The sequence below is a fragment of the Streptomyces sp. NPDC006510 genome (assembly GCF_040611955.1).
Lineage (GTDB): Bacteria > Actinomycetota > Actinomycetes > Streptomycetales > Streptomycetaceae > Streptomyces.
This window is the reverse complement of record NZ_JBEXPH010000121.1, coordinates 1-26,143: the sequence shown is the minus strand read 5'-3', so window position 1 is coordinate 26,143 and position 26,143 is coordinate 1. Positions and strand designations below refer to the sequence as shown.

The 26,143-nt window shown below is 66.9% G+C and carries 19 protein-coding genes and 3 pseudogenes; 17 read left to right on the top strand and 5 right to left on the bottom strand.

Translation table 11 applies throughout. From position 1 onward, the window contains the following. A pseudogene (locus tag ABZY11_RS29450) lies at nucleotides 1-949 on the bottom strand (hypothetical protein); the annotation flags it as partial. After that, nucleotides 946-2,541: an FAD-dependent oxidoreductase gene (locus ABZY11_RS29445; protein ID WP_356482047.1), complete on the bottom strand. Its 1,596-nt coding sequence runs from the start codon at nucleotides 2,539-2,541 to the stop codon at nucleotides 946-948. The pseudogene ABZY11_RS29450 and the gene ABZY11_RS29445, both read right to left, overlap by 4 nt. A gap of 409 nt (nucleotides 2,542-2,950) precedes the next feature. Between ABZY11_RS29445 and ABZY11_RS29440 the strand changes: the two are divergent. The 3 genes and pseudogenes from ABZY11_RS29440 to ABZY11_RS29430 all read left to right on the top strand — a co-directional run. After that, a pseudogene (locus ABZY11_RS29440) lies at nucleotides 2,951-3,478 on the top strand (hypothetical protein); the annotation flags it as partial. Further along, complete coding sequence (locus tag ABZY11_RS29435) at nucleotides 3,424-3,867, top strand: ATP-binding protein (RefSeq protein ID WP_356482046.1); 444 nt, start codon at nucleotides 3,424-3,426, stop codon at nucleotides 3,865-3,867. The pseudogene ABZY11_RS29440 and the gene ABZY11_RS29435, both read left to right, overlap by 55 nt. Nucleotides 3,868-3,909: 42 nt before the next feature. Continuing rightward, nucleotides 3,910-4,314: an ATP-binding protein gene (locus tag ABZY11_RS29430; protein ID WP_356482045.1), complete on the top strand. Its 405-nt coding sequence runs from the start codon at nucleotides 3,910-3,912 to the stop codon at nucleotides 4,312-4,314. Here the strand turns inward: ABZY11_RS29430 and ABZY11_RS29425 are convergent. Further along, complete coding sequence (locus ABZY11_RS29425) at nucleotides 4,264-5,280, bottom strand: LacI family DNA-binding transcriptional regulator (RefSeq protein ID WP_356482044.1); 1,017 nt, start codon at nucleotides 5,278-5,280, stop codon at nucleotides 4,264-4,266. The two genes, ABZY11_RS29430 and ABZY11_RS29425, sit on opposite strands and share 51 nt — an antisense overlap. Nucleotides 5,281-5,540: 260 nt before the next feature. Between ABZY11_RS29425 and ABZY11_RS29420 the strand changes: the two genes are divergently transcribed. From ABZY11_RS29420 to ABZY11_RS29395, 6 genes are all read left to right on the top strand, one after another. Next, nucleotides 5,541-6,542 carry a sugar ABC transporter permease gene (locus tag ABZY11_RS29420; protein WP_356482043.1) on the top strand — a complete coding sequence of 334 codons (1,002 nt, stop codon included), beginning with the start codon at nucleotides 5,541-5,543 and terminating at the stop codon, nucleotides 6,540-6,542. Next, nucleotides 6,539-7,390: a carbohydrate ABC transporter permease gene (locus ABZY11_RS29415; protein ID WP_356482042.1), complete on the top strand. Its 852-nt coding sequence runs from the start codon at nucleotides 6,539-6,541 to the stop codon at nucleotides 7,388-7,390. The genes ABZY11_RS29420 and ABZY11_RS29415 overlap by 4 nt, the downstream gene beginning before the upstream one ends. Next, on the top strand, nucleotides 7,387-8,034 hold the full coding sequence (locus ABZY11_RS29410) for a hypothetical protein (RefSeq protein ID WP_356482041.1): 648 nt from the start codon (nucleotides 7,387-7,389) through the stop codon (nucleotides 8,032-8,034). The genes ABZY11_RS29415 and ABZY11_RS29410 overlap by 4 nt, the downstream gene beginning before the upstream one ends. Continuing rightward, a complete protein-coding gene (locus ABZY11_RS29405) occupies nucleotides 8,031-9,368 on the top strand; it encodes an extracellular solute-binding protein (protein ID WP_356482040.1) in 1,338 nt (445 codons plus the stop codon). The genes ABZY11_RS29410 and ABZY11_RS29405 overlap by 4 nt, the downstream gene beginning before the upstream one ends. Before the next feature lie 947 nt (nucleotides 9,369-10,315). After that, entirely contained in the window at nucleotides 10,316-13,666 is a 3,351-nt protein-coding gene (locus tag ABZY11_RS29400) for a discoidin domain-containing protein (RefSeq protein ID WP_356482039.1), read from the top strand. Beyond that, nucleotides 13,663-14,634, top strand: coding sequence for an acetylxylan esterase (locus ABZY11_RS29395; protein WP_356482038.1), 972 nt, complete (start codon nucleotides 13,663-13,665; stop codon nucleotides 14,632-14,634). The genes ABZY11_RS29400 and ABZY11_RS29395 overlap by 4 nt, the downstream gene beginning before the upstream one ends. Before the next feature lie 85 nt (nucleotides 14,635-14,719). Here the strand turns inward: ABZY11_RS29395 and ABZY11_RS29390 are convergent, their stop codons facing one another. Continuing rightward, nucleotides 14,720-14,938: a hypothetical protein gene (locus tag ABZY11_RS29390; protein WP_356482037.1), complete on the bottom strand. Its 219-nt coding sequence runs from the start codon at nucleotides 14,936-14,938 to the stop codon at nucleotides 14,720-14,722. 256 nt (nucleotides 14,939-15,194) lie between these two features. After that, nucleotides 15,195-16,607, bottom strand: coding sequence for an aminopeptidase P family protein (locus tag ABZY11_RS29385; protein WP_356482036.1), 1,413 nt, complete (start codon nucleotides 16,605-16,607; stop codon nucleotides 15,195-15,197). Nucleotides 16,608-16,820: 213 nt separating this feature from the next. Here ABZY11_RS29385 and ABZY11_RS29380 point away from each other — a divergent pair, with 213 nt between their 5' ends. From ABZY11_RS29380 to ABZY11_RS29345, 8 genes and pseudogenes are all read left to right on the top strand, one after another. After that, nucleotides 16,821-17,804: a LuxR family transcriptional regulator gene (locus tag ABZY11_RS29380; RefSeq protein WP_356482035.1), complete on the top strand. Its 984-nt coding sequence runs from the start codon at nucleotides 16,821-16,823 to the stop codon at nucleotides 17,802-17,804. A 361-nt stretch (nucleotides 17,805-18,165) separates the two neighbouring features. Further along, nucleotides 18,166-20,073, top strand: a complete 1,908-nt coding sequence (locus ABZY11_RS29375; RefSeq protein ID WP_356482034.1) for a cellulase family glycosylhydrolase — start codon at nucleotides 18,166-18,168, stop codon at nucleotides 20,071-20,073. A 397-nt stretch (nucleotides 20,074-20,470) separates the two neighbouring features. Then, complete coding sequence (locus ABZY11_RS29370) at nucleotides 20,471-21,061, top strand: PQQ-binding-like beta-propeller repeat protein (RefSeq protein ID WP_356482033.1); 591 nt, start codon at nucleotides 20,471-20,473, stop codon at nucleotides 21,059-21,061. A 14-nt stretch (nucleotides 21,062-21,075) separates the two neighbouring features. Beyond that, a complete protein-coding gene (locus tag ABZY11_RS29365) occupies nucleotides 21,076-21,840 on the top strand; it encodes a hypothetical protein (RefSeq protein WP_356482032.1) in 765 nt (254 codons plus the stop codon). Nucleotides 21,841-21,978: 138 nt separating this feature from the next. Beyond that, a complete protein-coding gene (locus ABZY11_RS29360; protein ID WP_356482031.1) occupies nucleotides 21,979-23,205 on the top strand; it encodes a hypothetical protein in 1,227 nt (408 codons plus the stop codon). A 188-nt stretch (nucleotides 23,206-23,393) separates the two neighbouring features. Further along, a pseudogene (locus tag ABZY11_RS29355) lies at nucleotides 23,394-24,242 on the top strand (transposase); the annotation flags it as partial. 296 nt (nucleotides 24,243-24,538) lie between these two features. Further along, nucleotides 24,539-24,805 (top strand): hypothetical protein, encoded by a 267-nt coding sequence (locus tag ABZY11_RS29350; protein WP_356482030.1) that lies wholly within the window; start codon nucleotides 24,539-24,541, stop codon nucleotides 24,803-24,805. Nucleotides 24,806-24,846: 41 nt separating this feature from the next. After that, nucleotides 24,847-25,482 carry a hypothetical protein gene (locus tag ABZY11_RS29345; protein WP_356482029.1) on the top strand — a complete coding sequence of 212 codons (636 nt, stop codon included), beginning with the start codon at nucleotides 24,847-24,849 and terminating at the stop codon, nucleotides 25,480-25,482. Nucleotides 25,483-26,143: the final 661 nt, after the last annotated feature.

Below are 26,143 nucleotides of genomic sequence, written 5' to 3'. Positions count from 1 at the left end.
TCACCGTATACCCTGGGTGGGCTTTTACCTTTACCACACCCCCGGGGGGCACCCCTTTCACCCCCCCCCGGGGCCGGCGGGGCCGCCCCCCCCCCCCCACGAGGGTGATGGCGAGGTCATAGCGCGCGGCCTCGCCGTATCCACGTGGCCACCACAGCTCCGGCGACGCAACCTCCGCCCGAACGGTGACGGCGTTCTCGACATCGTTCACCGGGAGCGACAGAACACTCTCGCCGATCTCGAGCAGGAGGCTGAGCCCGGCGGAGTCGGCGCCCGGCTGGCGAAGCAGCTCCACCTGAGCGGCGACCGCGCCGACGCCGTCCTCGACTGTGATGGTGGGAGCGACCGTTCCGATCCGCGCTGCGCTCCAGATCTCAATTGCAACGGGCTTCCAGATTCCTGCGGTGACGAGTGTCGGGCCCCAATCCCAGCCGAAGTTGCTCGCGGTCTTCCTGATGAACGGGTACGGCTCGTCGTAGGGATTCGGCAGCGGCCCGATCTCGTCGCAGCGCGCGAGCGCTCGCGCGTAGGGTGACTCGAAGCGCACCTCGAGCAGGTCCGCGTTGCCCGTGAGCTTGTTCGTCACATCGATGCGCAAGCTCGTGAACATCGATGTCGTCTGTCCGACCACGGTGCCGTTCACCCGCACTTCAGCGAAAGTGTCGAGACCCTGGAAGTGGAGCTCGACGCGCTCGTTCTCCGCGGTCACCGCGGGCAGCTCGCACCGGTAGATCCAGTTGCTGCGTCCGATCCAGTCGGTCAGGCGCTCGTTGTCGCCGATGTATGGGTCGGCGATGAGCCCGGCCGCGAGCAGATCGGTGTGTACGGACCCGGGAACGGTGGCGGGGACGTCGTTGACATCGATACCGGCTCCCGAGTGGGTCGCAGGCTCCCTGCTCACCGTCCAGGAGTCCGAGAGGGGAATCGTCGTGCGCACGCCCTTCGTCATCGTGTGTTCCTCGTTCTGATGTCATCCGGCCACGCGAGCGGAATGCCGAGCCGGGTGGTGAGCAGGGACTGGAAGTCGGCGAGATGACTCTCGCTTGATCTCACCGCGCTCGGCGTCCGGCCGTTGGCGATGCAATAGGCGAGCAGGGCGCCCGCGGCCTCGCCGATGCTCCACTCGACAGGGTGGAGGCGGTATGCCCCGTTCGTCACGTGTGTCGTGCCGATGTTCTTGTTCGCCGCGAGCACGTTTCGCACCCGCACCGGGATCAATGCGCCCATCGGTATCTGGAACGGGTGACAGGCGACATCCACATAGCTGCGGCCGGCGGCCGTCGGATGCAGGTCGATTCTGTATCCCCCGATTCCCACAGTGTCGTGGAAGATCGCGGAGCCCCGCCCTTCGGCGGCATCGAGCCCGATGTGCTGCTCCAAGACCGTGAATTCGGCGGCGATCCGCCGTGATTCGCGAATGTAGATGGCCTTGGCCAGCCCGTCGGCTGTGCCCATGATGTCGGGGCGGAGGCGCAGCTCGGGGTAACCGGTCTCACCGTCGTGTCGAGGCGCCTCGGTTTGCAGCCAGTACAAGAACGACAACGACAACTCCTTGGACCGCTCCATGGCTGTCGCATCGACGGCCGAGTCACTCGTGATGAGCGGGGCTTCCCAGTAGTCGGTCTGGGGCCAGTTGACGAGCGTCACATCGTTGCCGGTGAAGGACGTCTCGAACTGTCTCTTGGCGAGAATTCGGCGATAGCGCCAGAGGTCCTTCTGCGAATCGTCGTCAGGGTCCCCGTCGAAAATGCGTCGGACGCGTGGTTCGAGGGTCTGAGGATCAAGATCGGTCCACGAGAGCTGCGGGCCGGGCCAGAACGAATCACGGTGGCGTTTCCAGTGCTCGAAACGCTCCGGACGATCGACGGTGTGGTCCTCACCCGGCCGGTACTCAAGTGCGAAACACCACGAAGGGGCCTGCTGGTCGCGGTGGTCCGCGCGCGCCGAAGCGTTCGGTTCACCGGTGTCGTCGCGGCTCTCGGCCCCGATCACGTGCTCGATCCCGGCAAGGGGGAGCAGATCGCCGAGCTCCGTCGCGTCGATGAAGTAGGGGGCGCGAATGACGACCCTGTTCCCGCTCGGATCCGCAACGGTCGCAGAGAGCACGCGGTCGCCGTCACCCTCGACCGCGACGGGTTCGTGGTGGAGGAGCACGGTGAGACGACCTGCGGCGCGCGCGGGGGCCAGCAACTCGTCAATCGCGGCGACAGCGACTCTCGGCTCATGGCAGAGGTCGCTGACGAAGCCCAAACCGGGGTTCAGGAGCGGGTCGGCTGCTGCGTTCGCCCTCAATGGGTAGGCGCGCTTGTAGTAGTCGCGAATGCGGTTGCGCAGGATGCGGTACGTGGCGCTTGAGCGGGTCTCGATCCACGGATGCTCGTCAGGCGGGACTGCCTGTGACGTCATCTGGCCGCCGAGCCAATCCGTTGCCTCCGTGAGCACGACTGTCCGTCCGAGGGCGGTGGCGGTCAGGGCCGCGGCAACTCCGCCGAGACCACCGCCGATGATGGCGACGTCCGCCGAGATCTCCCGCTCGCTCAACGGTCTTCCCCTTCGACACGTGGCCGCCTGCCAACAGGATCGGTAAGGGGTTCACGGGTGTCCCGTCGGTTGTGGTGATGGGCTGCTTGTGTCGACGTCACTGTCTTTGACTCCTCCTGGCGTCATCAGTTTCTCTACTGATGCGTATCAGACTAGACCACGGCGAGCACGAATCGCCTCCCTCTTCGCGTTTCCATGTGACTGGCGTCTACGTACACATGAAGGTCCCCACCTGCGAACGCCCGAAAAGTGGCAGTTGTTGATGTGGTGCGTCCTCCTGGTCGGCACTCCGCTGCTTGGTCGTTTCGGGTGGTGGAAGAGCTTGCGATGGCCTGGCCCCGCATCGCTGGTCGGAACTGCGCCGTTTCCGTGGCGTGTTGGAGTCCGGGACGATCCACCTGTCGGAGATCGCCTCGGAGATGGTGACGAGGGCGAGATCCTCGCCCATGCCGGGATCCCGAAGGTCTGCTCGTTCCACATGACGTTGGCACCGGCAGAGGCCGCGTCGAACGGCAGGTCCTCATCGTCCGCGACCACGTCCTGTCCGGCCGAGCCTTCGCCGCCTGGGCGCCGCAGCGGCAAGCCCGGGAACACAGGACTCATCAGCAGATCGTCGGCGAGCGGGCGGCCCTCGACCACGCGGCGTCCGCCCGCCGCGTCCGCCCCCGCCAACTGGTTGAGATCCGGGCCACCAAAGCGCAGATCATGCTCCACTCGGCCGTTCCCGACAGCAGCGGCGAGACACTGCTGGCCATGCATCAGCAGCCGGCCGCGGTGTCCGTGTCGTCGAAGTCGGCCGCCGCCCACTGTTGGTCTATGACGAGCTGACCGGTCCCGCCCCTTCACCACCTACCCGAGCACGGGGGAAACGTCCCCAGCGAGTTGGTCGGCACCCGAATCCCCAGCACGGCCGGCAGGCTCGGCCCGCCGCGCCTGACCGAATCGATCAACGAACACACCCCGGCGGGCGGGCGAGGGGAACGTGGGCTACCTCAACTCCTCGACCCGGTGCTCTCCGGGGGACTCGCCGTGAAGGACGACCGCCGCTTCCGGCAGGGCTGCAGCTGTCGAGGCTGCCGCACCACAAGACGCTCGATGAGCACGGCCGTTCTCCAGCCCGACCTGAACCCGCGCCAGGCCGTGGACCCGGCCACCCTCTCGTTCGTCGAGGCCGAGGCGAACGCCGCCCCGCTCGGGCCGCCCGGAGTCGACAAGACGCACATTGCCGTCGTCCTCGCGGCCTGCCGGGCCGGGTACCGAGCTACTTCACCGGTCTCGACGACATGGTGCGCAACCTCAAGGCCGCCCAGGCCACCGGGCGGCTGACCAACAACAAGCTCGGCGCTTACCTGCGGCCGAGCGTCCTGGTTGGCGACGAGGTTGGCTACCAGCCCCTCGAAGGAGGCAAAGGCGAACCTGGCCTTCCAGGTGATCTCGAAACGTCAGAAAAAGGGCTCGATCATCCTGACGTCGAACACGACGTCAGCGAGTGGGGGCCAGGTCTTCGGCGGCGAAGCCCTCGCCACCGCGATTCTCGACCAGATCCTGCACCGCTGCGAAGCGATCTCCGTCAACAGCCCCAGCTGCCGGCTCAAGAACCGCCTCAGGGTAGACGGGCGAGAGAGTGAAGCGGCCTGGCAGCTGGGGACATTCGTCCGGACACAACTGGGCGGGAAAGTCCGTACGCCAACAACTGGCGGCGCGCGGGAGATCGCCCGTACGTCAACCCCGAGGCTTGTCGAGCGTGTCGTCCTTGAGCGGGAGGCACGGTAGCAATCGGTGCGTCGGGCTGTCGACCCCGTCGAGGACGCTCACGAGAAGTTGCACAGCTTCCGCGCCGAGCCGCCGTCTGGGTGCCGCGAGCGTTGTCCACTGTCTTGTTGTGTCGCTGGCTGCTTCCGAAAGCGCGACGACCGAGAGGTCACGAGGAATCGCCAGATGTTGACTTTCAGCGAGCGTGGTGACCCAAAGCAGTTGCGGAGACTCCTCGGCGAACACGGCGGTCGCTCCACGCAAGTCGAAGGAAGCGGCGTCATGCTGCGCGGTCTCAACCACACGGGCGCGCAGTCGGTGCCGTGCCATCGCCCGCTGGTACCCCTCGCGCCTCGCTGTGGTCGCCTCGAATCTCACGTCGTCCTCGAGGTAGGCGATCTCGGTGTGCCCGAGCGTGATGAGGTTCTCGACGGCGTTGTACACACCCGCCTCGTAGTCGGGGCTGACGAACGGGATGTCGACACCCTCGATCGTTCTCTGACCGATGTGAACGAAGGGATAGCCGCTTTCCGCCAGGCGCTCAAGTTCGCTTCGCTCCCTGTCGAGACCGAGCAGGATCGTCCCATCGGCAACAGAGAGTTGGGAAGCGCCCTTGACGAAGAGGGGGCGCCTCCCTGTCGCGCTGTCCGTGGCAGTGAAGAGCAACAGGTTGTAGCCATCGAGCACCGCCTGCTCCTCGATCCCGACCAGGAACTCGTGGTAGAAGTTCATCTGGCTAATGGGAAAGATCGGTTCAAAAGTGTGCACGCCGATGAGCCGGTTACGTGCTCCTCGCAGCTGACGGGCCGCGGCGCTCGGCACGTAGCCGAGTGCTTCAACCGCAGCCATCACCTTGTCCCGAGTCTCCTGGGCGATGCCGTATCGATCGCCACTGCCAGTGATCACGGAGGACACGGTCGCTTGGGATACGCCGGCAAGTCGGGCGATGTCGGCTTGGCGCACTGGTCGCCTCGGTTCGTTTGCCATACCTCGACACTAACGGCTGCGCCCCAAGTTTCGAACCTTGACTTTGCTTGCTCCTGCTGATTTTCTGTTACGCATCAGATCAGGCGGAATCGGGGCGATGAAGCGCGATCAGACGAGAACTGGGCAGTGCCGCTCGAGCCGTTTCCTGCTTGCGGCTGCGCCCGCACCTCCGACGACGCGGTGCTGAGTCGGACCGTGTGAACGTGGGACGCCGCGGAGTACTTCGCCCGTCTCGCAGGGAGTGCGATGGTGGAACTCTGGTGAGCAGAGCCAAGACGAAGACAAGAGCCGGCAGTCGAGAAGACGAACGTCAGGCCGCCGCGCTGCCCCAATCGCGGCGCCCACGGTGGCAGTCGCGGGAACGCCTCGTTGGCACTTTCATGGCGCTGCCGTCGCTGATCCCACTCGTGTTGTTCGCGTTGCTTCCCGTCGCGTATGTGGTGTTCCTGAGCTTCACGCGGTACAACGGCGTGACGTCACCCCAGTGGATCGGCCTGGACAACTACCAACTCATGTTCAAGGACCAGTCCTGGTGGCAGGCGGTTCTGATCACCTTGGTTTTCGCCGTCGGACAGATCGTGATCGGGATTCCGCTCTCATTGCTTCTGGCCACGGTGCTCAACAGTGGGATCAGAGGGATGGGGCTGTTTCGGGGACTCTTCTTCCTTCCCTATGTCATCTCCATTGCCATCATCGGCATCGTGTTCTACTTTCTCCTTCGGCCCGACAACGGGGTGATCAACGGGATACTCCAAGCGCTGAACCTGATCTCGACCGACGTCGATTGGCTGGGCAGTCAGGGGACAGCCCTCGGGAGCCTGATACTCGTCGGCGTGTGGTCGAACTTCGGAATCAACATGGTGTTCTTCCTCGTTGCGTTGCAGACGGTACCGAAAGAGCTTCTGGAGAGCGCCCAACTGGACGGCGCGAATGCGATCCAACGGTTCCGGCATGTTTCACTGCCGCTGCTCGCGCCCATCACTCGCGTTGTCGTCGTGCTCTCCATCGTCTTCTCCCTTCGTTCATTCGACCTCGTGAAGACGCTCACCGACGGTGGGCCGGCCGGTCAGACCGACGTCATGTACACCTACCTCTTCGACTATTTCTTCGGCACCGACCGCGGGAGCCAGTACGGGTATGCGTCTGCACTCGCCGTCGTCGCCAGCATCATTGCGGCGATCGTGTCACTCGGGTACATGGCGGTGTCCCGTGACAGGGCGGCACGGGACAAGACCGCAATAGCCAAGAAGGGCAAGCGATGAGTCGTCGGAAAAACTCAAGAGCCGCACTGCGACTGCTTGTCTACCTGTTCCTGACCGCGGTCGCGATCATCACGCTCGTCCCCCTGGTCTATGCGTTCTTCGCGTCGTTCAAACCGTCAGCCGAGATTCTGACGAGTGGCTCACAGCTCTTCCCGACCACATGGACGCTCGACAACTACGTGCGCGCGTGGGAGAAGGGCGGCTTCAGTCAGTACCTCCTCAACTCTGTGGTCGTTGCAGCCGGTGTTGTCGGAATCGACATCTTCGCCTCTTCCATGCTCGGCTACCTCCTGGCCAGACGAGCCGTGCCCTTCCATCGTGCGATCTTCTCCGTGATGTCATTCACGCTCTTCGTCGGCGTTGGCACAGCCACTCTCTATCCGCGGCTCGAGATCGCGCAGATCCTGGGCGTTGACAACCTCCTCGGCGTCATTCTTGTCGAACTCTCCGGCATTGGGATCATTCACGTGTTCCTCATCCGAGCATTTTGCGAGAGTCTGCCGATCGAGCTTGAGGAAGCCGGCCGGCTGGACGGCCTCGGACTCTTCGGGGTGTACTCGCGGCTTGCACTGCCGCTGATGCGCCCGATTCTGGCAACGACCGGGGTCCTCGCATTCCAGGAGGCCTGGAACAACTTCCAGATCCCGTATGTGTTCACGATCAGCGATCAAGAACTCAGGACACTGGTGGTGGGCGTGTTCGCACTCAGGAGCACCTCGGAGGGCACACAGGCGTACGACCTGATGCTTGCCGGAGCGATGCTGATCGTCGTGCCCATCGTCATCCTCTTCTTCGCTTTCCAACGCTTCTTCATCCAGGGGATGACCGAGGGGAGCGTCAAGGGATGAATCGCTCAGTGATCGTCGGCGGGATCGCCAGAGCGTGCTCAATTTTCAGCTCGCTCGCCTGGCTCACCGTGCTCTGGGCACTGTGCTCATTGCCTCTCGTCACCATCCCCTTCGCAACGGTGGCACTCTACGACGGTGCAACACGTCTGCTGGACGGCGACGGACCGAGCTGGCGGCGATTCCTGTCCACTTTGTGGAACCGGGCCACGACGACCATCTTCGCCATGGCGTTCATCGGAATACCCGGTGCGCTGACACTGAGCCTTGCATGGCTGGCACGAAGCGGGGCAGGCCCCGCGGCGTCCGGCGCCGCTCTGGCCGCGACGGCTGTCACGGCCGTGTTGATGGTGGTCGCCCCCGTCGCATGCCTCACCGCACCCACGCCGGCAGAGGTTGTTCGGCAGATCGGAGTCCTGGCCGTGACCCGGCCGATCCGCACTGTCGCCGCACTCACCCCTTGGGCGGCCTCCGTGATCATCTTCACGATCTGCCCACCCCAGCTCGTCATCATCTTCGCGTTCGTCGCCATCAGCCTCGGCGCTGTCGGCAGCGTGGCGATACTCACCCCCGGGCGTACAGGGCCAAGCCCTCAAGTATTCGTCCGGACAATCCCGCAAGGCACACCAAAAGGAATCACGCAATGAGAACACGGCACTTCACGCGTTGGGCAGCAGTTGCAGGGGCCGGCGCATCAATGGTTCTTCTCGCCGCATGCAGCTCCGGTACCACATCATCCGACCAGGCGGTCAGTGTGTGGATTCAGAACGGCGCCCAGTCCAAGGCGATCCAGAGTTTCCTCGAGGAGTGGGGCAAGGATAACGACACCGAGATCGAGGTTACGGTTCAGGCTTCGGACTCCTACCTCGACGCGCTCCAGCTGGCACTCAAGACCGGCAAGGGCCCCGATGTCTTCGATGCCTCGAATGCGCAGGTGCTGGCCCCGGCAGGGTTCCTCAAGCCGCTCGACGATGTCTTGAGCGGTGACGACCTGGCGGCATACGAGAGCGCGCTCCAGAAGCCGTCACCGTACATCTACAACGACAAGATCTATGCGGTTCCCACCACCGCCGACACGACCAGACTCGCCTACAACAAGGACCTCTTCGCCAAGGCCGGTCTCGACCCGAAGAAGCCGCCGACAACCTTCTCCGAGGTGACGTCGACCTGTGCGGCCATCGAAGCAAGCGGCCAAGGCGCGTACTGCTTCGGTCTCCCGCTCAAGTGGGTCGGTTGGGCCAGTTGGATGCTGGACCCCGCCGTCACTAACAGCGATGCAGACCTCACGGGCAAGGGCATCTTCAACGTGGACGCACAGGAGTATCAGAGCGAGAAGTACAAGCCCGGTGTTGAGCTGTACCGGGAACTCATCGCCAAGAAATGGGCATACCCGGGAGCAAGCTCGCTGGAGAACGACGCCATGAGGGCGGCGTTCTCGAACGGCAAGATCGCGATGTTCATCTCCACTTCCTGGGATGTCGGGGTGCTCAACGAGACCAACGCGACGAAGGTCGATTGGGCTGCTTCCGCAGTGCCGGCTCCGGACAAAGAGAAGCCGGTCCGGCAGGCCATGAACGCGGGCACGCCTTACGCCATCAATGCTGGGAGTAAGAACGCGGCGGACGCCGCGGAAGTGCTCAAGACGCTCATCGGTTCCGATCTCAACGCGGAACTCGGCAAGACTGGGCTGACCTTCCCGATCCGTGAAGATGCGGCCGCGACCGCAAAGGCAGCCGCGACCTGGCCCCAGTACGCCGATTATGCACCGTCGAAGTCCGATGAAGCGTGGTTCGTCGCTCCGACGGCACTCTTGAACGTGCAGGGTGAGAACTTCCGGGATTCCCTCGCGCGCCTGATTCTCGGCACCGAGAACATCGATTCGGGGCTCAAGTCCGTCGCGAAGACCTACAACAACGCATTCAAGGATGCCGTGGATGCCGGTCAGATCGACGCGAAGAACTTCTCGCGCGCCAAGTCCTGAGGTTTCGAGTGTGGTGTCGGTGTTGTGCGCGTCAGTCCGGTCCCGGCCACGCAGACGTCGACGAGTGGGTGCTGGGGTCGCACGGGTCTGAGGCCTCGGTGCAGCGTCCGGGTGAGGTGGCCCGGGTCCCCGGAGGCGGAGTTCGCCGTCGTGCCGCCCCGAAGAAGTACCGGACGCCCTCCACGGGGTTGAGGTCCGGCGCGTAAGAAGACAGCTGGAAGACGCCGAGCCGGTCGTGTTCGGCCGCGTACTTCTGCACGCAGGCTGTGCGACGGGTGTTGGAGTTGTCCCGACCACCACGGCCGGTCCGCCGAGCCGGATGTGCGCGCGGAGCAGCAGGTCGCGGTAGTCGGTCCAGGCACCGAGCGCCGCCGCGACGCTCTACCTGCGGCCTCACCTCCTCTCCCACAAGTCCACCGCCTGTTCGTCCCGTTCCAGAGCCCTGCGCGTCGGCGCCTACCACGACCAGCCCGGCCTTTCAGCAGCCGCCACACAATCGTCACCGACACGGTCACCCGGAAACGGCGGTCGATCACCGCCTGGACCCGGCCCGAGGTCCACCACCGACATTCGAGGCCACGGGCGGCCGGGCCCTTGCCCAGTTCCTCCTCCAGCACCGCAAATTGGGCATCCGAGATCCTCGGCACCTTCACCGGCCGAGCGGAACGCAGGGCCTGCGGACCACCCTCCGCATACGGCATCCCACCCGCATACCGCAGGGATCACCCATGGTCGTCACCACCCGACGGCAATGCGAAAGCTCAGCAGCAGGGCCGCAAGTTCCACATCACGCAGCTGGGCTGCACGAAGATCCTGACACCTCCGTCGCAGCCCAGCTTGCACCCAGCCCCGGCCGCACGCCCGGCCGGCTCGTGCGGGCCAGGGCTCAGCCGAGTCGGCAGCACCGCCGCGCATCAACACCTGTTCGAGACAAGGGAGTCGAGATCATGGAAGCATCACGCAGAACAGTCATCAAAGCAGGGTTGGCGGGGGCCGGCGCGGCACTCATCTCGGTGAATGGAGCGCCAGGGCGTGCGTTCGCGGCGGACGCGAGCGCCGGCGAGCCACTCACCGTGAGCATCGACCCGGGTACTGCTACCCCGCTTGCGCCGAACTTCGGCGGCTACAACCCGGACTTCCAAGTGGTCGGAATGAATTTCGCGGACCCGCAGGCAGCGAGTCTTGCGCGAGAGCTCCGCGCCGGAACGCTCCGGTACCCCTCCGGCACGGATTCGGACTACTTCGACCTTCGCAGCGGTGACGTGCGCCCGGAATGGGCCGCACAGTTCTTCGGCAAGATGACAGCATTCGACACGTCGCAGGACGATGCACACGTCATCGGCGCCAAGCCGGATCTGCATCGCCTCGCGGGCTACAAGGCCCTGCTCGACGACGTTCAGGCCGACACAGTGATCATCATCAACGGTTTCACCGACACCCCGGAATCCGCCGCTGCAGTCGCCGGCTACTGCCTGGCCAACAACATCAGGGTCGCGGCATTCGAGCTGAGCAACGAAGGGTGGCTGCTGCCGACCTTCTTCATGGACGCGACGGACTACGCCACGCGAATGAAGCCGTACTACGACGCCATCAAGGCGGTTGATCCCGCCGCCCAGGTGAACGTCATGTTCTCGCAAGGCGAGGCCCCGGCGTGGGATCAGGCGCTGGGCGCCTACCCGGACAAGTACTGGGACGGGATCTCCTTCCACATGTACGGCGGCGGTGATCGATACAGCACGTTCGACGACGCCGCGAAAGACCTCAACACCCGACTCGCCGACCGCACGAACTCCTACATCGACAGCTATTACCTCGCCAAGGGCCGCCCGGACATGCGTGTGTTCGTCAGCGAGTTCAACTCGACTCCGAGCACAATGACTTCCCTGTCAACATCCGGAATCATCCGCACGCTGTACAACGGGATCTTCGCAGCTGAATTCGTCACACGGCTCTCGGCGCATCAGAATGTCGATCGAGTCATGCTGCACGGCTTGGTGCAGTTCGGCACCACCTTCACCAAGCCCTACCTCGACACGATGAAGTCCGTCTACGAACGCGGCGAGACTCTGGACACCGCCGGCTTCGAGTACGGGATCGTCAGACACGGCTCTGCGCTGGCCCTCGCCGTGTGCCTCGACGCGATCAATCGGAGTTCACACACACTCGCCACCTCCACTTCCGAGGCTGTCGTCACCGTGCCGAAGCATGGTGGAACAGTCCCGGCCGTGCACACGCAGGCGTATGTCGGACTCGACGGATACGACTCGCTCGTGATCACGAACAAGTCGGCCACCGCGCATTCGCTCACTCTCCAGTGGGGCGGCGTGACGCTGCCCGGCCCGTTCGACACTCTGTTCATAAGCTCGGACGACCCCCGTGCAGAGAACACAGCCGCCGCGCCGGGCTCCATCGTCATGACCGAAGGAAGCGCATCCGGCGTCGTGGCGGTGCCGGCGTACTGCGTGATGAGGGTGCGCTGGAAGCGGGCCCGCACAAGCCTTGACCCGGCTCTCGTCACTCGCAACGGAGCCAACATCCTCAGCGCCCAGCCGCACGGCAGACGCGTCAAAGTGGCATGGACCCCGGCCCTCGGCACCGGTGACTATCTCGTACTCTGCCGGGACGCAAACGGAACCGTTGTGAGACGTCGAGTGACGAGGAAGACCGAAGCGACCTTCGCCGGGCTTGCGCTGGGCAAGGCCTATGCGTTCACCGTTGCGCCACTGGCCAAGAAGCGACAAGGCACAGCGTCACAACCCTGTCATGTGCTCCTCACCGCACCCGCCGCCCCGCTTCTTGAGGCGGCGGCGCCCGGCGATGGCTCCGTCAACGTGTCGTGGCAGCCCGTTGTCGGGGCGAACAGCTATATCGTGCGTCACGGTGCTGTCGGAAATGAGAACACCATCGATGCCGGCAACGCGATCGGCCTGCGCGTGCGTGGCATCGCGAACGGCGAGGCGTGCACATTCACGGTGCATGCGGTGAACGGCTACGGCGAGTCTTCGGCATCCAACGCCCTGGTGGCGACCCCCAGTGCGGATGTGCCCTACGCGCCACACACCGTGCTCGCGGCTGCCGGGAATGGTGGCACCGCGGTGTGGTGGAAGCCGTCGTACAAGCGCATCGCGAGCTCGAACCTCGAGAGTGGCTCGGTCGATTGGGCCCTCAACGGCCCGTGGGAGGTCGTGAGCCTGCCGGGGGCTGACGGTCCACTCGCCAACGGAATCGGTATGTCGAAGCGGCTCGCCATCAGTGGTTCCGGCACGGCCCTGTTCGGTCCGGACGTTGTCGCGAACCACTTCGTCGGTGCTGAACTCGCGTTCTCACAACCCTTGTCCGGCTCGGCCGGACTCGTGCTCCGATACTCGGACGCCGCCAACTACCTTTTCGCGGTTTTCGACTTCGTGACGGCGAAGCACAGCATCGGCCGCGTGCTCAACGGCGAGACAACGATTCTCGGCTCGACCCCCGCGATCACCGACCCGTATGCGATGCCGACAGCCGGACGGCAGGTCACCTATCGCTTCGAACTCAACGCAGCGACGCTCGCACTCTTCCGCGACGGCAGCGAAGTGCTCCGGGTGGGCTCAGGCAGTCTCCAGGAATCCGCACCGGGCCGCGCCGGTGTCATTTCCAACGGATCGTCCGTGAACGTCGATCGCCTGCACGTCGAGGCAGACACCGCGACCGGTTTTGACGTGCTCCGCGCCGAGGGTCCAGTCGGTCCGTACACCGTCGTTGCAAGCAACCATCCGGACCAGAGTCTGGTCGACACGACGAGCTCCAGCGCAGACAACTACTACAAGGTCGTTGCCGTCACCGGCGAAGTGCGGTCAGCCGATGCCTCGCACCCCGCTCCGTCCCGCCTCAAGAACGTCGCACGTGACGCGACGATCACAGCGAGCTCCACCCTCGCCGGCACCGCCACCGCGAAGCTCGTCGACGGAATCACCAACCTGGACTCCAGTCGGTGGGTTTCCCAATCCGGCGAGCCGCACGACCTCGAGTTCGCCTGGTCGAGCGCGAAGACAATCGGCCGGGTCTGCGTGCACACAGGGTTCATGGCCAACCGAGGATTCCAAGTGGCAGATTTCGAGGTGCAACAGTGGGACGGCGCCACGTGGCAAACCGTCACCGCAGTTGCCGACAATGATCGGGACGTCTACGTGGGGACCTTCAACGACCTCTCCTTCGTTCCCGTCACGACGAAGCGTGTGCGGTTGCACATCACGAAGGCATGTGCGGCACCCGGGTACACGAATGCGCGCGTTCTCGAAGTGGAGATCTACGGAAAATGACCCAGGCCCGCCTTACCCACCCGATGACACCCATGAGTCGAGAGCATGAAGAGGCGGCTTCCTCCGCCGACTTCGACGACTTCTGGGAACAGACACTTGCCGAGGCTCACAGCTTCGAGCTCAACGTCCGAATCGACCGCATCGACTCGCCGGTGAAGACGATCGATGTGTTCGACGTGTCCTTCTCCGGCTTTCAGGGTGAAGCGGTCAAGGGCTGGCTCCGCAAGCCGAAGGGGCTGTCGGAACATGCCGGGTCCGTCGTCGAGTTCGTGGGCTACGGCAATGGGCGCGGCGAGCACATCGACAACCTTCTGTGGTCTTCGGCCGGATACGCCCACCTGACGATGGACACCCGCGGGCAGGGGAGCGTGCACAGCCCCGGGCACACCGCCGACCCCCACGGATCGGGTCCGTCTGTCCCCGGTTTCGCATCGCGGGGCGTCACGGACCCGTCCGGCTACTACTACCGCCGACTCATTGTCGACGCCGTCCGTGCGGTCGATGCGATGCGGAGCCTCGACGGGATCGATCCTTCGCGTGTCGCGCTCTTCGGGGCAAGCCAAGGCGGCGGAGTCGCGCTCGCAGTCGCGGGCCTGGTCCCCGATCTCGCTGCGGTCGTGGCGAAGGTCCCGTTCCTGTGCGACATCCCGCGTGCACTCACCCTCGCGGAATCCGGGCCATACATGGAGATCGTGAAATGGTTGGAGACCCATGTCCACCGAGAACATGAGGCGATGCGCGCCTTGTCGTATGTGGATGCGGTCAACTTCGGCCCCCGCGCGACAGCGCCGGCGCTCTTCTCTGCCGGCCTGCGCGACACAGTGTGTCCGGCGCCGACGGTCGCCAGTGCATTTGACGCGTATGCGGGCGGCAAGGAGCTTCGCATCTGGAAGTACGGCGGCCATGCCGGCGGCGGCAGCACAGAGGACCTTGAAGTCCTGCGCTTTCTCGACGCTCACCTCGGCTGACAGCGACTTCGCCGCCCGGCAACCGGGGGAAGCTTCACTTGGTTGTGCTCCGGATCGCCGTTGCCGACTGGCATGGCGGCTGTTGCTACCCGCTCCGTGGCGCTGTTGCTCGTGCCAGCCCGAGGCGTCCGTGCCGATCCGGGGCGGGGGTCTGCTGCCCGACGGCGAGCACAAGCCATGTGCCGTCGGGCAGGGTGATGCGCGAGCCGAGCGGGCAGTCGAGATCCGGGGCGGCGATGAAGGCCGCTGTCGCGGTGAACCCCCTTGCCTTGACCGGCGGGGATGCGGACCGCCCATCGAGCATTCCGTTGACCCAAGATCCGGGCCAAACCCGGGCCAAGTCCCAGCCAGAGATCACCAAGGCGATCGTTTTCGCTGGTCAGCACAGGTACGGGCCGTGTACCACCAGCAGACGAGGAATCTGCTGGTGAGCTACTTCCCGACGAGGCTTGACTTCTTCCACGGGTGTGGAAGAAGGCGACTGGCCTGGTGCTTCATCCAGGCCAGTCGCCTTCCCGTTCACCGCGAGGAGCCAGCACAGACCCCCTGCTTCGGCGTACTCAGCCCGCGAACCGGGCCATCCACGCCTCGACGTCGTCCGCCGACCGCGGCAGGCCGGCCGACAGGTTCTCGTGGCCGTCGTCGGTGACGACCAGGTCGTCCTCGATCCGGACGCCGATGCCGCGCCACTCCTCGGGCACGGTGAGATCGTCCGGCTGGAAGTACAGGCCGGGCTCGACGGTGAGCACCATGCCCGGCTCCAGCACGCCGTCGACGTACTCCTCGTTCCGGGCCCGCGCACAGTCGTGGACGTCCAGACCGAGCATGTGACCGGTGCCCGCCATCGTGAAGCGGCGCTGGAGGCCGAGCTCGTACGCGCGGTCGGCCGGACCTTCGATGAAGCCCCACTCGACCAGTCGTTCCGCCAGGTGGCGCTGGGACGCCTCGTGGAAGTCCCGGTACGCGGCGCCCGGCTTGACGGCTGCCATGCCGGCTTCCTGGGCCGTGTACACCGCGTCGTAGACCTTGCGCTGCAGGGGCGTGAAGGTGCCGCTGATCGGCAGCGTGCGCGTGACGTCGGCAGTGTAGAGGGTGTGCGTCTCCACGCCGGCGTCGAGCAGGAGCAGGTCCCCCGGGCGCACCGGACCGTCGTTGTCCGTCCAGTGCATGATCGTGGCGTGCTCGCCCGCGGCACAGATCGAGCCGTAGCCGACGGCATTGCCCTCAAGGCGTGCACGGCGGAAGAACGTGCCCTCGATCCACCGCTCGGACGACGCGATCGCGCCGGAGAGCTCACCGATCACGTCGGTGAATCCGCGCACCGTGGAGTCCACGGCCTTACGGAGCTCGGCGATCTCCCAGTCGTCCTTGACGAGGCGGAGATCGCTGAGCGCCTCTTCCAGTTCGGCGTCGCGCTCCTCTTCGGTGGTGACGGCGGCCTCCAGGGACGGGTCGACGCCCCGGACGATCCGGGTCGGCGCACCGGAGGCGGCTGCCAGGTCGTCGGCCGCCGTGCGGACATCCCGGCAGGGCAGACCGAGTACGAGCTCCGACTCGGCGAGGGAGCGGCGCCGGCCCATCCACAGCTCCGCCGTGGCACCGGTCCAGAACTCGTCGTTGTCCCTGCTGTCCCGCGGCAGCTGGTAGCAGTAGGCGTCATGGCCGCCGTCCGCTCGGGGTTCGAGGACGAGGGCGCCGTCCCGGGCCTGGTCTCCGGTCATGTGCACATAGCCCGAGTACGGCCGGAACGGGTAGCTGTCGTCGTTCGAACGGACCTTGAGGTTTCCCGAGGGAATCACGAGGCGTTCGCCCGGGAAGCGCGCGGAGAGCGCGGCGCGGCGACGGGCCGCGTACGGAGCCTGCTCGCCGAGCCGCAGGTCGTGCCGCTCGGTGTCCGCCCACCCGGTCCGCATCAGAGCGGACAGTTCCTCGGAGATCCCTGAGTAGAGACCGTTCTTTCGGCCTTTCGCCACGGTATGCACCTTCTTCTGGGTGGGTCCTCAGCGGCGAGGGGCGGAGTGAGCCGTACGGGACGGGCTTGTTCCCGGTGTGGCTCGGGCACCCTCGCCGCCGCCGGTCGTCGGCGGCTCCCGGACGGTATCCCATGCCGCGCGTGCCCGGGGCCGAGGAGTGCCACTGGCACAGATCGGCCACGGCCCCGGCCGGAGCAGTCGATAATGCGGTGTATGACGAACGCGAGACTCGGCGAGGCCCTTCGGCTTCTGGGCATCGATCACGCGGCGGTCCGGGTCTATCTGGCACTGCTCGAACTGGCCCCCGCTCCGCTGAGCGCGATCGCGGACGCGGCCGGCCTGGACGGTGCGGAGCTGGCCACGGCTTACGGCGCACTGGTCGACGCGGGTCTGGCCAGTGCCGCCGAGGAGGGCGGGGACGTGGTGTCCCCGGTTCCGCCGACCGCCGGCCTGGAAATCCTCGCCCGGCACCGTGTGGCCGAGGTCGAGGAGTCGCGCATCACCGTCGGGGGCGCGTTCGAGTCGTTCCGGCGGCAGCGGCTCGCCGCGTACAACGACAATCTCGTCGAGGTCGTCACCGGGGACGCCATCGGCCCCAGGATTCGTCGCGCCTGGGCAAGCGCCCGCGACCAGATCCGGCAGTTCGAGTCCCCGCCGTACTTCCCCCTGGCCGAGGCCACGGACGACGCGCTGGCCACGCTCGCCCGGGGTGTGACACAGCGTGTCGTGTACTCACGGGAGTCGCTGGAGCACCCGGGCCATCTGAAGGAGGCCATCGAACCGTGCATCAAGGCTGGCGAACAGGCCAGGGTGCTGCCGTCGGTGCCGGTCAAACTCGTGATCATCGACGAGGCGTACGCCCTTGTGTCGTTGTCGATCAAAGAGGCGGACGTGCACAACACCATGCTGATCGTGCAGCCGTGCGGCCTGCTCTCCGCACTCATGGCACTGTTCGAGCAGTCCTGGCACAACGCCCTGCCGTTCCACGGCCGCACCACCCGCCCGGGCGGCTTGTCACCGGCCGACCGCCGCCTGCTGTGGCTCCTCGCGGGGGGCGCGAGCGACGATGTCATCGCCCGTGAGTTGGGGATCAGCCGCCGCACACTGTTCCGCCGCCTGCAGATCCTGATGGCCCAGCTCGGCGCCGCGAACCGCTTCCAGATGGCCTTGCAGGCCCAGCGCAGCGGATGGCTGTGACGCCGCCGGCGCCCTCAACATCCGCCCCTGCATGACACTTGGCCGGTGGGCTCCCGAATCGCTCTACGAGCACCTGCGTTCCGCCCTGGAGACACGGCCCGTCCCAGGGTGATCATCCACTGCCTACGTGTTAGTAACTCACGGTTGGGGTAGGCCACTTGAGGCTGACGGAGGCGCCCTGGCGCAGCGCGTGCGTCAACTCCGCGCCGGTCTTGCCCGAGTGCTCCTCGGCCGTTCTCCGGCCCGGACGGTTCCACCGCTGCGCCACGCACTTCCACTTCACACCCGTATCAACCAGGTCGCCCGCACACCACGGACTCCCTCAGGGGGGCGGCGTGACCCCGGACCGCTGAAGGACACCGTGAAGAGAACCCTCCTTGGAGCCTTGCTGGCCGGAGTGCTGGCCACAGTGTCGGCCGCACCGGCCGCCGGATCCCCCGCGCCGGACGCCGACACCGCGGCCACGGCCGCGACGAGCGGCATCACCTTCGCGGACAGTTGGAAGCCGCCTCTGAGTACCCGCGGCCGGTACATCGTGGACGCGGACGGCAACCGCTTCAAGCTCAAGTCCGCCAACTGGCAGGGTGCGCAGGGCTCGTGGAGCGGATCGGGTGACATCGACGTCGCCGCGAATCACCACGACTCCGAGAAGTCCGACCAGATGCCACTCGGTCTCGACCGCGCGCCCATCTCCACCATTCTGTCGGACTTCCATGAACTCGGCATCAACAGCATCCGCCTTCCGTTCTCCAACGAGCTGCTGCACGACCAGCGTCCGGTCTCCGACGCGGCGGTCGCCGCGAACCCCCGCCTCCGCGGCAAGACCCCTCTCCAGGTGTTCGACGCGGTAGTCGACGCCACGACCGCCGAGGGATTCGCGGTCGTGCTCAACAACCACACCAACACGTCACGCTTCTGCTGTGGCCTGGACGGCAACGAGCGCTGGAACACCGGCCAGAGCTCCGCTCAGTGGGAGGACGACTGGCTGTTCCTGACCAAGCGGTACAAGGACAACAAGCGCGTCGTGGGAGCCGACCTGTACAACGAGGTGCGGCGTACGATCACGGCCGACGCCAACTGGGGCTGGGGCGACGGTCACGACTGGTGGGCCGCCTCCCAGCGTCTCGGCGACCGACTGCTCACCGAGGCCAACCCCGACCTGCTGGTGGTGGTCGAGGGCATCAACTGGCAGGGCATCCCCGCGGACGGCCTGCCGCACTGGCGGCCGACGCTGGAACCGGCGCGCACGCTCTCGCACACGCTCGTGGCGTCGAACAAACTCGTCTACTCGGCGCACTTCTACGGCTACACCGGGCCCAACCACACCGGGGCGACCGGCACCGGCGAGACGCACGACTGGCGCTACCAGGAGCTCTCGCGCGACGAACTGTTCGCGACACTGAAGCGGCAGGCGTTCTTCGTCGCCTCCGAAACCGGGCAGCACTACACCGCGCCGCTGTGGATCAGCGAGTTCGGCATCGGCGCCGACGAGACCGACCCGCGGGCGCGCGCCTGGTTCGGCAACTTCGTCGACTACCTGATAGCGAATGACACCGACTTCGCCTACTGGCCGCTGGTCGGATTCACCGGGCACGGGCGCTGGAAGCTGCTCGACTACGACACCGAGGGCAAGCGCTCCGGCATTCTCGACGGTGGTGACTGGCGCACCGCCGACTGGAACCGGCTGATCGCCGCGCCCGGCAAGACCGGGCCGGTGCCAACGGGCCGGCATTGGAACATGTTGAACCTCGACCACGCGGACGCCGTACAGTCCCTCCGGGTGCGCTCCCAGGGCGACTGGGACTCGGGGGCCCGCAAGGGCGTATGTCCGGACGGGCAGCGGATCTCCGGCGTGTCCCACCGCGACGGCCACAGCCTCTGCACGGACGCGGGTGCTCCCGGGCTCTCGGCCCCGGCAGCCGCGTTCACCGTCGTGACGGACGAACGGTACGTCCAGCAGGGCGACTGGGCCTCCGGCTACACCAAGTTGCAGTGTCCCCAGGACCAGTTCATGGCCGGCTACAGCATCCGCGGACAGGCGGTCTCCGGTGTGCTGTGCGTCTCCGCATCACATGCGCTGCCGACGACGGGCCGCACCGTGTGGTTCGACCGTGGCGACAACCGCCCGGCCGGCAACCCCGGTGGCGAATTCGCCTCCGGTAATTACAAGGGCCAGTGCTCCGTCGACGAATACGCGGCGGGCATCGCCTTCACCGGCGCGTGGGCCAAGGGCAGCACGCCCGACGCGCTGCTCTGCCGCAAGCTGTAGTACGTCGGCTCGGTGATCGCGGACGGCAAGGTGATCGTCGCGTCCCGCGCCTTCGACTCGCACTGGACGTCCGGGACGGCCATGTCGCCTGGGAGTCGATCGACCGTGAGGAGCAGCACGGCGACACGGTGCGCCGCTACGGCCGTGCAGGCGGGCCGGTCAGTGTCTTCGCACTCCACGGACAGGACCGCACGGTAGCCGTCTACCAGGACTGGGACACGGTCCGCTGCCGTGACGCGAAGACCGGCACCCTGCTGCCCGGCGGCTTCGGCGCCGCAGCCTCCTGGGGCCAGTCCCACAGCACCCCGGTGCGCGAGCCCGGCTCGGACACCGCCTACCTGCACTCCTCGTCGAGCAACACAGTCATCGCCATGGACCTGACGAGCTGCAAGCAGTTGTGGGTGAAGGACACTGCGGGCGAGATCGACAGCCATTCGTCGCCCGTGCTCACCGATCCCGCATCGGGCCCGGCGGAGCTGGTCACCTTCACCGCGTCCGGAGTAAGTGGGCACGACCCGGCGACGGGCGCGGCGACCTGGCAGTCCAAACCGGGCGGCGGCAGCACTGCGAGCCGGGGCGGGCCCCGCTCACCAGCCCGGCCGTCTGGGGGGACATCGCGTACGTGGCGGGACGCGACGGTGTGGTGCGCGCCTACGACACGAGCGCGGCCGATCCCTCGAAGCCGGTGTGGGAGACGAAGTCCGGCTATCTGGCCGGCGAGAGCCCGCTGGACGACAAATGGCGGGTCGCCATGGGGTGTTCGGCCGGGGACGGTTCTCCGACGATGCACCCGCTGGTGACGAGGACGCTCGTGTACGTGGGGACGTGGGACGGGCGCCTTCTCGTCCTGGACCGTGCCACCGGCCGGCAGCTCGCTGCCCACAACCTCGGCGCGGGCGTCGCGTCGGCCCTCTCCGTCAGCGGTGCCTGGCTATTCGTGCTCACGGACGACGGCACGGTCCACGCGCCGGCCGCACGCCGGGACTGAGGGGAAGCACCACCGTGCGATCACTCCACACCGGGGTGCTGATCCTGTTGACCGCCGTCCTCGCGCTGCTGTTCGGCAGCGCGAGGACGGCCCAGGCGCACCCCTTCGGCACACCACCCGTTGTCAGGGTCGAGACGACGGGCCCCTCCGCCATAAGCGCGACCTGGTCCGCGCAGCAGGACGACGTCGCCGTCCTGCGTACGCATTCCGGCGGCGATGTGCCGGGCTATCTGCGCGCGCACATCGCCGTACGCCAGGACGGCAGCCCCTGCCGGGCGGACCGGGCCGACGGCATGACGCTCCACTTCGTCTGCCCGCGCCCGGTGGACCGGATCACGCTGACGGTCACCGCGCTGACGGACATCAATCCCGCCTACCGGACGCTGTCGGTGACCGATCTGGGCGGCGGCGGGCTGCACACTGCGAAGGAACCGGCGCGCACGCTCGCGCTGAAGTCTGCCGGACCGGCCGACTCGACTTCCGGGGAATGGAGTTGGACCAGTGATCTGACCTCACTTCTCGACCGCGGGGCAGCTCTTCCGGTGGCGCTGCTCGTAGCGGCGGCCTTGGGCGCGCTGCATGCCTGTGCTCCCGGGCACGGCAAGTCGCTGGCCGCCGGTGATCCGGTGGGCGGCCGGGGCAGGCCGCGGGACGCGGTGTGGCTCGGGGGCATTGTCGCCGTGATGCACGCGCTCTCGGTCGCCGTCCTCGCGGTTGGCTCGTGGCTGGTGGAGAAGAACGCGCCGGACATGGGAACGGGACAGCTTCTGGCGTCATGAAGGGAATTGGGGGGCTGCCGGCCCACCTGGTGAGAAGCACCTCGGGCTGGGCCCCGGCATCGTCGCCGCCACTGCGGCGTGACAGGCTGAGGGAGCGGTGAGCAGGCACGACACACAAGCGAGGGGGCAGCGGAAGCGGTGCTGGTCGAGGAGGCCGTCTGGACCTGGGAGCGGGCACTCCCGCTCAAGTACGTGCTGGTCAGCGAGGAATGGGACGGCGAACTGATCGTGTGGGCGCGCTGCGCCGACGCCGACGGCCTGTTCGTCGAACCGGCCCCGCGCCGGGAGCGGCTGACCCTCATGGGCTGCGCCCCGACCGGACGGTTGCGCAAGGCCGTTGAGGGCGCCCGCCGGCAGTCGCTCGCGCCGGACGGACCCGTCGAGCCCGTCGGCCTCGGACAGCTCGACATCATCGTGGACCACCCCGAGCCCGGGGCCGACCCCGAGCACGGCCCCTTCTACGCCCACGACGCGCACCACTGGACACTGCTCGACCCTGTCCTGCTCGGCTGCCGCCCCTCCGCCCTCGACGCGTCGCTGCTCGACGTGACCATCGAGGCCGAGGCCGACGGCCCGGTATGGCACCGCACCGGGCCCGCGGACGCCCGTTGGCGGCTGTTCAACGGCACCGGCGGCGCCGGACTGGGCGAGTGCCGCCGGGTCGACGGCCTGTACGCCGGTCGCCCCGTCCCCTCCGTGCCGCCGCTCCGGCTGATCGGCTGCGAACCCGGTGAGCGGCTGAAGCGGCGGCTGGTGCGCTCGCGCGCCGACGGCGATCGCGTCACCCTGCTCGCCCTGGACCGGTCCGGTCGTGTGATGCGCCACCAGGAGCACATGCCCCTGGGGGTCGTGGCCTCCCGCCCGTCAATGGTCGGCGGGGCCCTCGTGGACCTGTGGCTGCGCGAGGGCCCCGCCGTGCGGCCGGTGCCGGCGGTCCGTCCGGTGTGGGACGCGTGGTTCGAGGGGCCGCCGACCGAGCGCGGGTCGTGGGCCGCGTATCCACCCGAGGGCCGGGCCGAGTGGGCTGCCTTCGCCGCCGCCCGGCAGAACGCCGACGGGCCGCTGCTCGACCCCGTGCGGCACCTCGACGGCCGGCACATCACCGATGTGCCGGCGCTGGTGTGCGCGCTGGGCGAGGCGGTCGCCGGCCCCGGCGGCCACTACCACCAGTGCTGGGGGGCGTTGCGCGGCTGCGTGTGCGGCGGGGAGTGGCCGCCCGCTCCGTTCACACTGATCTGGCATGACGCCGAGGTGGCCCGGTGCGCGCTCGCCTCGCTGAGCGTGGACACGGCGGGCGAGACACCATATGTCGACGGTGTCCTCCAACTGCTCAACCGGGTCGGCATCACCGTGGAACTCCGCTGATCCTCCTGCTTCTCCCTGAGATCCCGTGACTTCGCACGGGCGACGAGACCGGGTTGCTTCCAGGGGCGCAGGAAGGGTGCCCGGTCCGGCTGTTGCCCGGCAGGCGCCCTTCGGCCCGCGGACCGCGCACCGGCCGGCCAGGTCGCCAACATCGGCGCGCTCCCGTTGACAGTGGCCCGCGCGGCGGGCTGCGCGCGGTGGACCGCGACGACGAGGCGCTGGCCGAGCTGACGATGCTCACCGGCTACGACAACGACCTCGCAGGCGAGGTCAACCGCGCCACCAATCGGTTGCGCGGCCTGCTCTCCCAGATCCATCCCTCCCTTGAGCGCGTGCTCGGTCCGCGTCTGGCCTACCCTTACGTTCAGGCCCTCCTGGCCCGGCACGGCTCCCCGACGAGGCTGAAGAGACTGGGCCGCACCCGCTGCGAGGCCCTGCTCAAGTCGCACGGCTCCCGCAAGGCACACCACCTGGCCGGCGAGATCTTCGACGCGCTCGACGAGCAGAGACTCGTCGTCCCCGGCACCGAGGCCGGCGCCGTGATCGTGCCCGGTCTGGCCGCCCAGCTCGTCGCCGCCCACACCCAGCGCCGTCAGACCGAGCAGGAGATCACCGCCCTGCTGGAGGCCCTCCCTCTTTTCCACCTCCTGACGTCCTTGCCCGGCATGGGCGCCAGGACCACCGCCGCCGTCATCGTCGCGATCGGCGACGGCACCGGCTTCCCCACCTCCGGGCACCTCGCCTCCTACGCCGGGCTCGCCCCGGCCACGAAGTCCTCCGGGACCTCCATCCGCGGCGAGCACGCTCCCCACCGCAGCAACCGGCTCCTCGAACGCGCCCTGTTCCAGGCCGCGTTCGCCGCCATCGGCTGCAAGTCCGACCCGTCCTCGCGGATCTACTACGACCGCCAGCGCGCCCGGGGCAAGACCCACACCCAGGCCGTGCTCCGTCTCGCCCGCCAACGCGTCAACGTCATACACGCGATGATCCGCAACGGCACCCTCTACGAACCCCGCACCCTCGACCTCGCTGCCTGACAAGCGCTTCGCCCCTGCTCTTCCCGCCCCGTCACGTCTGCCCACAGGCGCCGCCACCTCCGCCATGCCGGCCGATGGGCTGCCCGCACAGCATCTGAGCCGCCGGGCTTTGCCCCGCTCCAGGAGGACGGCGGCCTTGCCCATCCGCACGACCCAGAACTCCTCCCATGCGGAATCGACTTCGGGATCCCGGTCCGGGACGGCCGTGCCCCGGACGAAAGCGGCACTCGTCGGCGTCCACACGAAGGCGGCGGGGCCGGTGAAGAAGCCGATCAGGTCCTGTCGGACGGACGGTGGTGTCCACCCGAGCCGGAGCACGACGGGGAACACAAGGAGAGGAGGACCGGGTCACGGTCCGCCTCGAAAAGCTCACCGAGCCCCACCCGGCCCCGCATGTGTTCTCGCATCCGAAGCCGGAGAGCTACGACACCCTGCACAAGCAGTTCCGTGCGCAGAACCCGTGGTTCAAATACACGCGGCTCAACGGTGAGACGCACGTCCCGGGCCTCGAGCTGCCGCGGGAAGTCACCGCAGGCATCGAGGGCTTCCTCCAAACGAAGTGAGGCAAGCTCCACAGTCAGTCAGCCCTGGTAGCGTCCGCGACGTGATCGAAGCGAACGATATTCTCGCCCAACTGGACAAATGCGCCGCCGAGTTCAAGCTCCCTCATCCCGACAACGGTTACTTCTACGCAGTGGATGTGCGGATGCACCTCTACCGTGACCCGGGGCGCTGGGCCCTGATCATCGAGACCGTCGGATACAACCCGCGCATGGGCAACCTCGTCAATGTGGTGGGCACCTACGGGAATTGCCTGATCACTGGTGAACCGGGCTGGGAGAACGAGGGCATCCACTGTCGTGTCGAGAACATGGAGGAGATCGACGATCAGGAGGCCTACGCAGGTGGTGCCCCCATGGTTGTCAGGGGTCGAACGCTGGCCGTGGAGGCGGAGCCCGGCGAGCCGCTCGAAGTCGTGTTCCGCAGGCTGGTGCCGGAGTACCGGGATCTGATCCTTGCCGACGAAGCCGAAGTGCAATCAAGGATTCCCGGGGACCTACCGAACGTTCTGCAACTGGAGGAATGGCACCAGCCGGAGGATATCGAGACACCTCCCAGCACGAGTGAGACCTACCAGCAGATCGCGGAAGTTCTAGCGTCTGGTGACGTCGGACGCTACCGACCGAGCCTTTCACCCAATACTCACTGGTCCAACTGGCCGGACTCCGGAACTCTGTGACCGGTCGCCGTGGGTTCGGCGGAATTGCGCCCGCAACGCGGCACGGCGGGCGTCGAGTGAGTGTGATCGCGTCCGACGGGGGGCGAGGTGTACGCCCTTACTGCCGCAGAGCCGGAGGGAGTGGACGGGCGGAAATCGAACAGGCTGGCTCCCCGCACAGCACCCGACCCGCCGGGAACGTCCCGCTTTGCGGGCCGTTCCCGAAAACCAGAGCGAACTCCTCGTAAACACCGCCGCCGGGATTGACGAAACAGGTAGGGGCACCCCCCGTGCCTCGTGCTCGCCCCCTGTCTGCCGTGGCAGCGTAGAAGTGAGGAACACGGTTGCGAGAGGGCCGACGGACCCAGGCACGGGCCCATCGCCTCTGGGTCCGGTTCCTGGTCACGGGCCCAGGCACGACGTCCCGCCACGGGGTCGTCGAGTCCGGCGACGAGGGGGCACCATGACCGCGCGGAGGTTGCGGCCCGGCCCGAGTACTCCCCGTACCGCACCGCTCGATTGCCTTTGGCTTCGGCGTCGCCCTGTGGCAGGGTGCTGCATCGTGACAGAGATAGACAACATCCGGATACTGACTTCGGCCCGTTGGGGTGAACCTTCTCGAAGTCCCTGACGCGTTCGCCGTAATGGCTGTATTCCGTGGTGTGTGAGGTATGCGGATGGG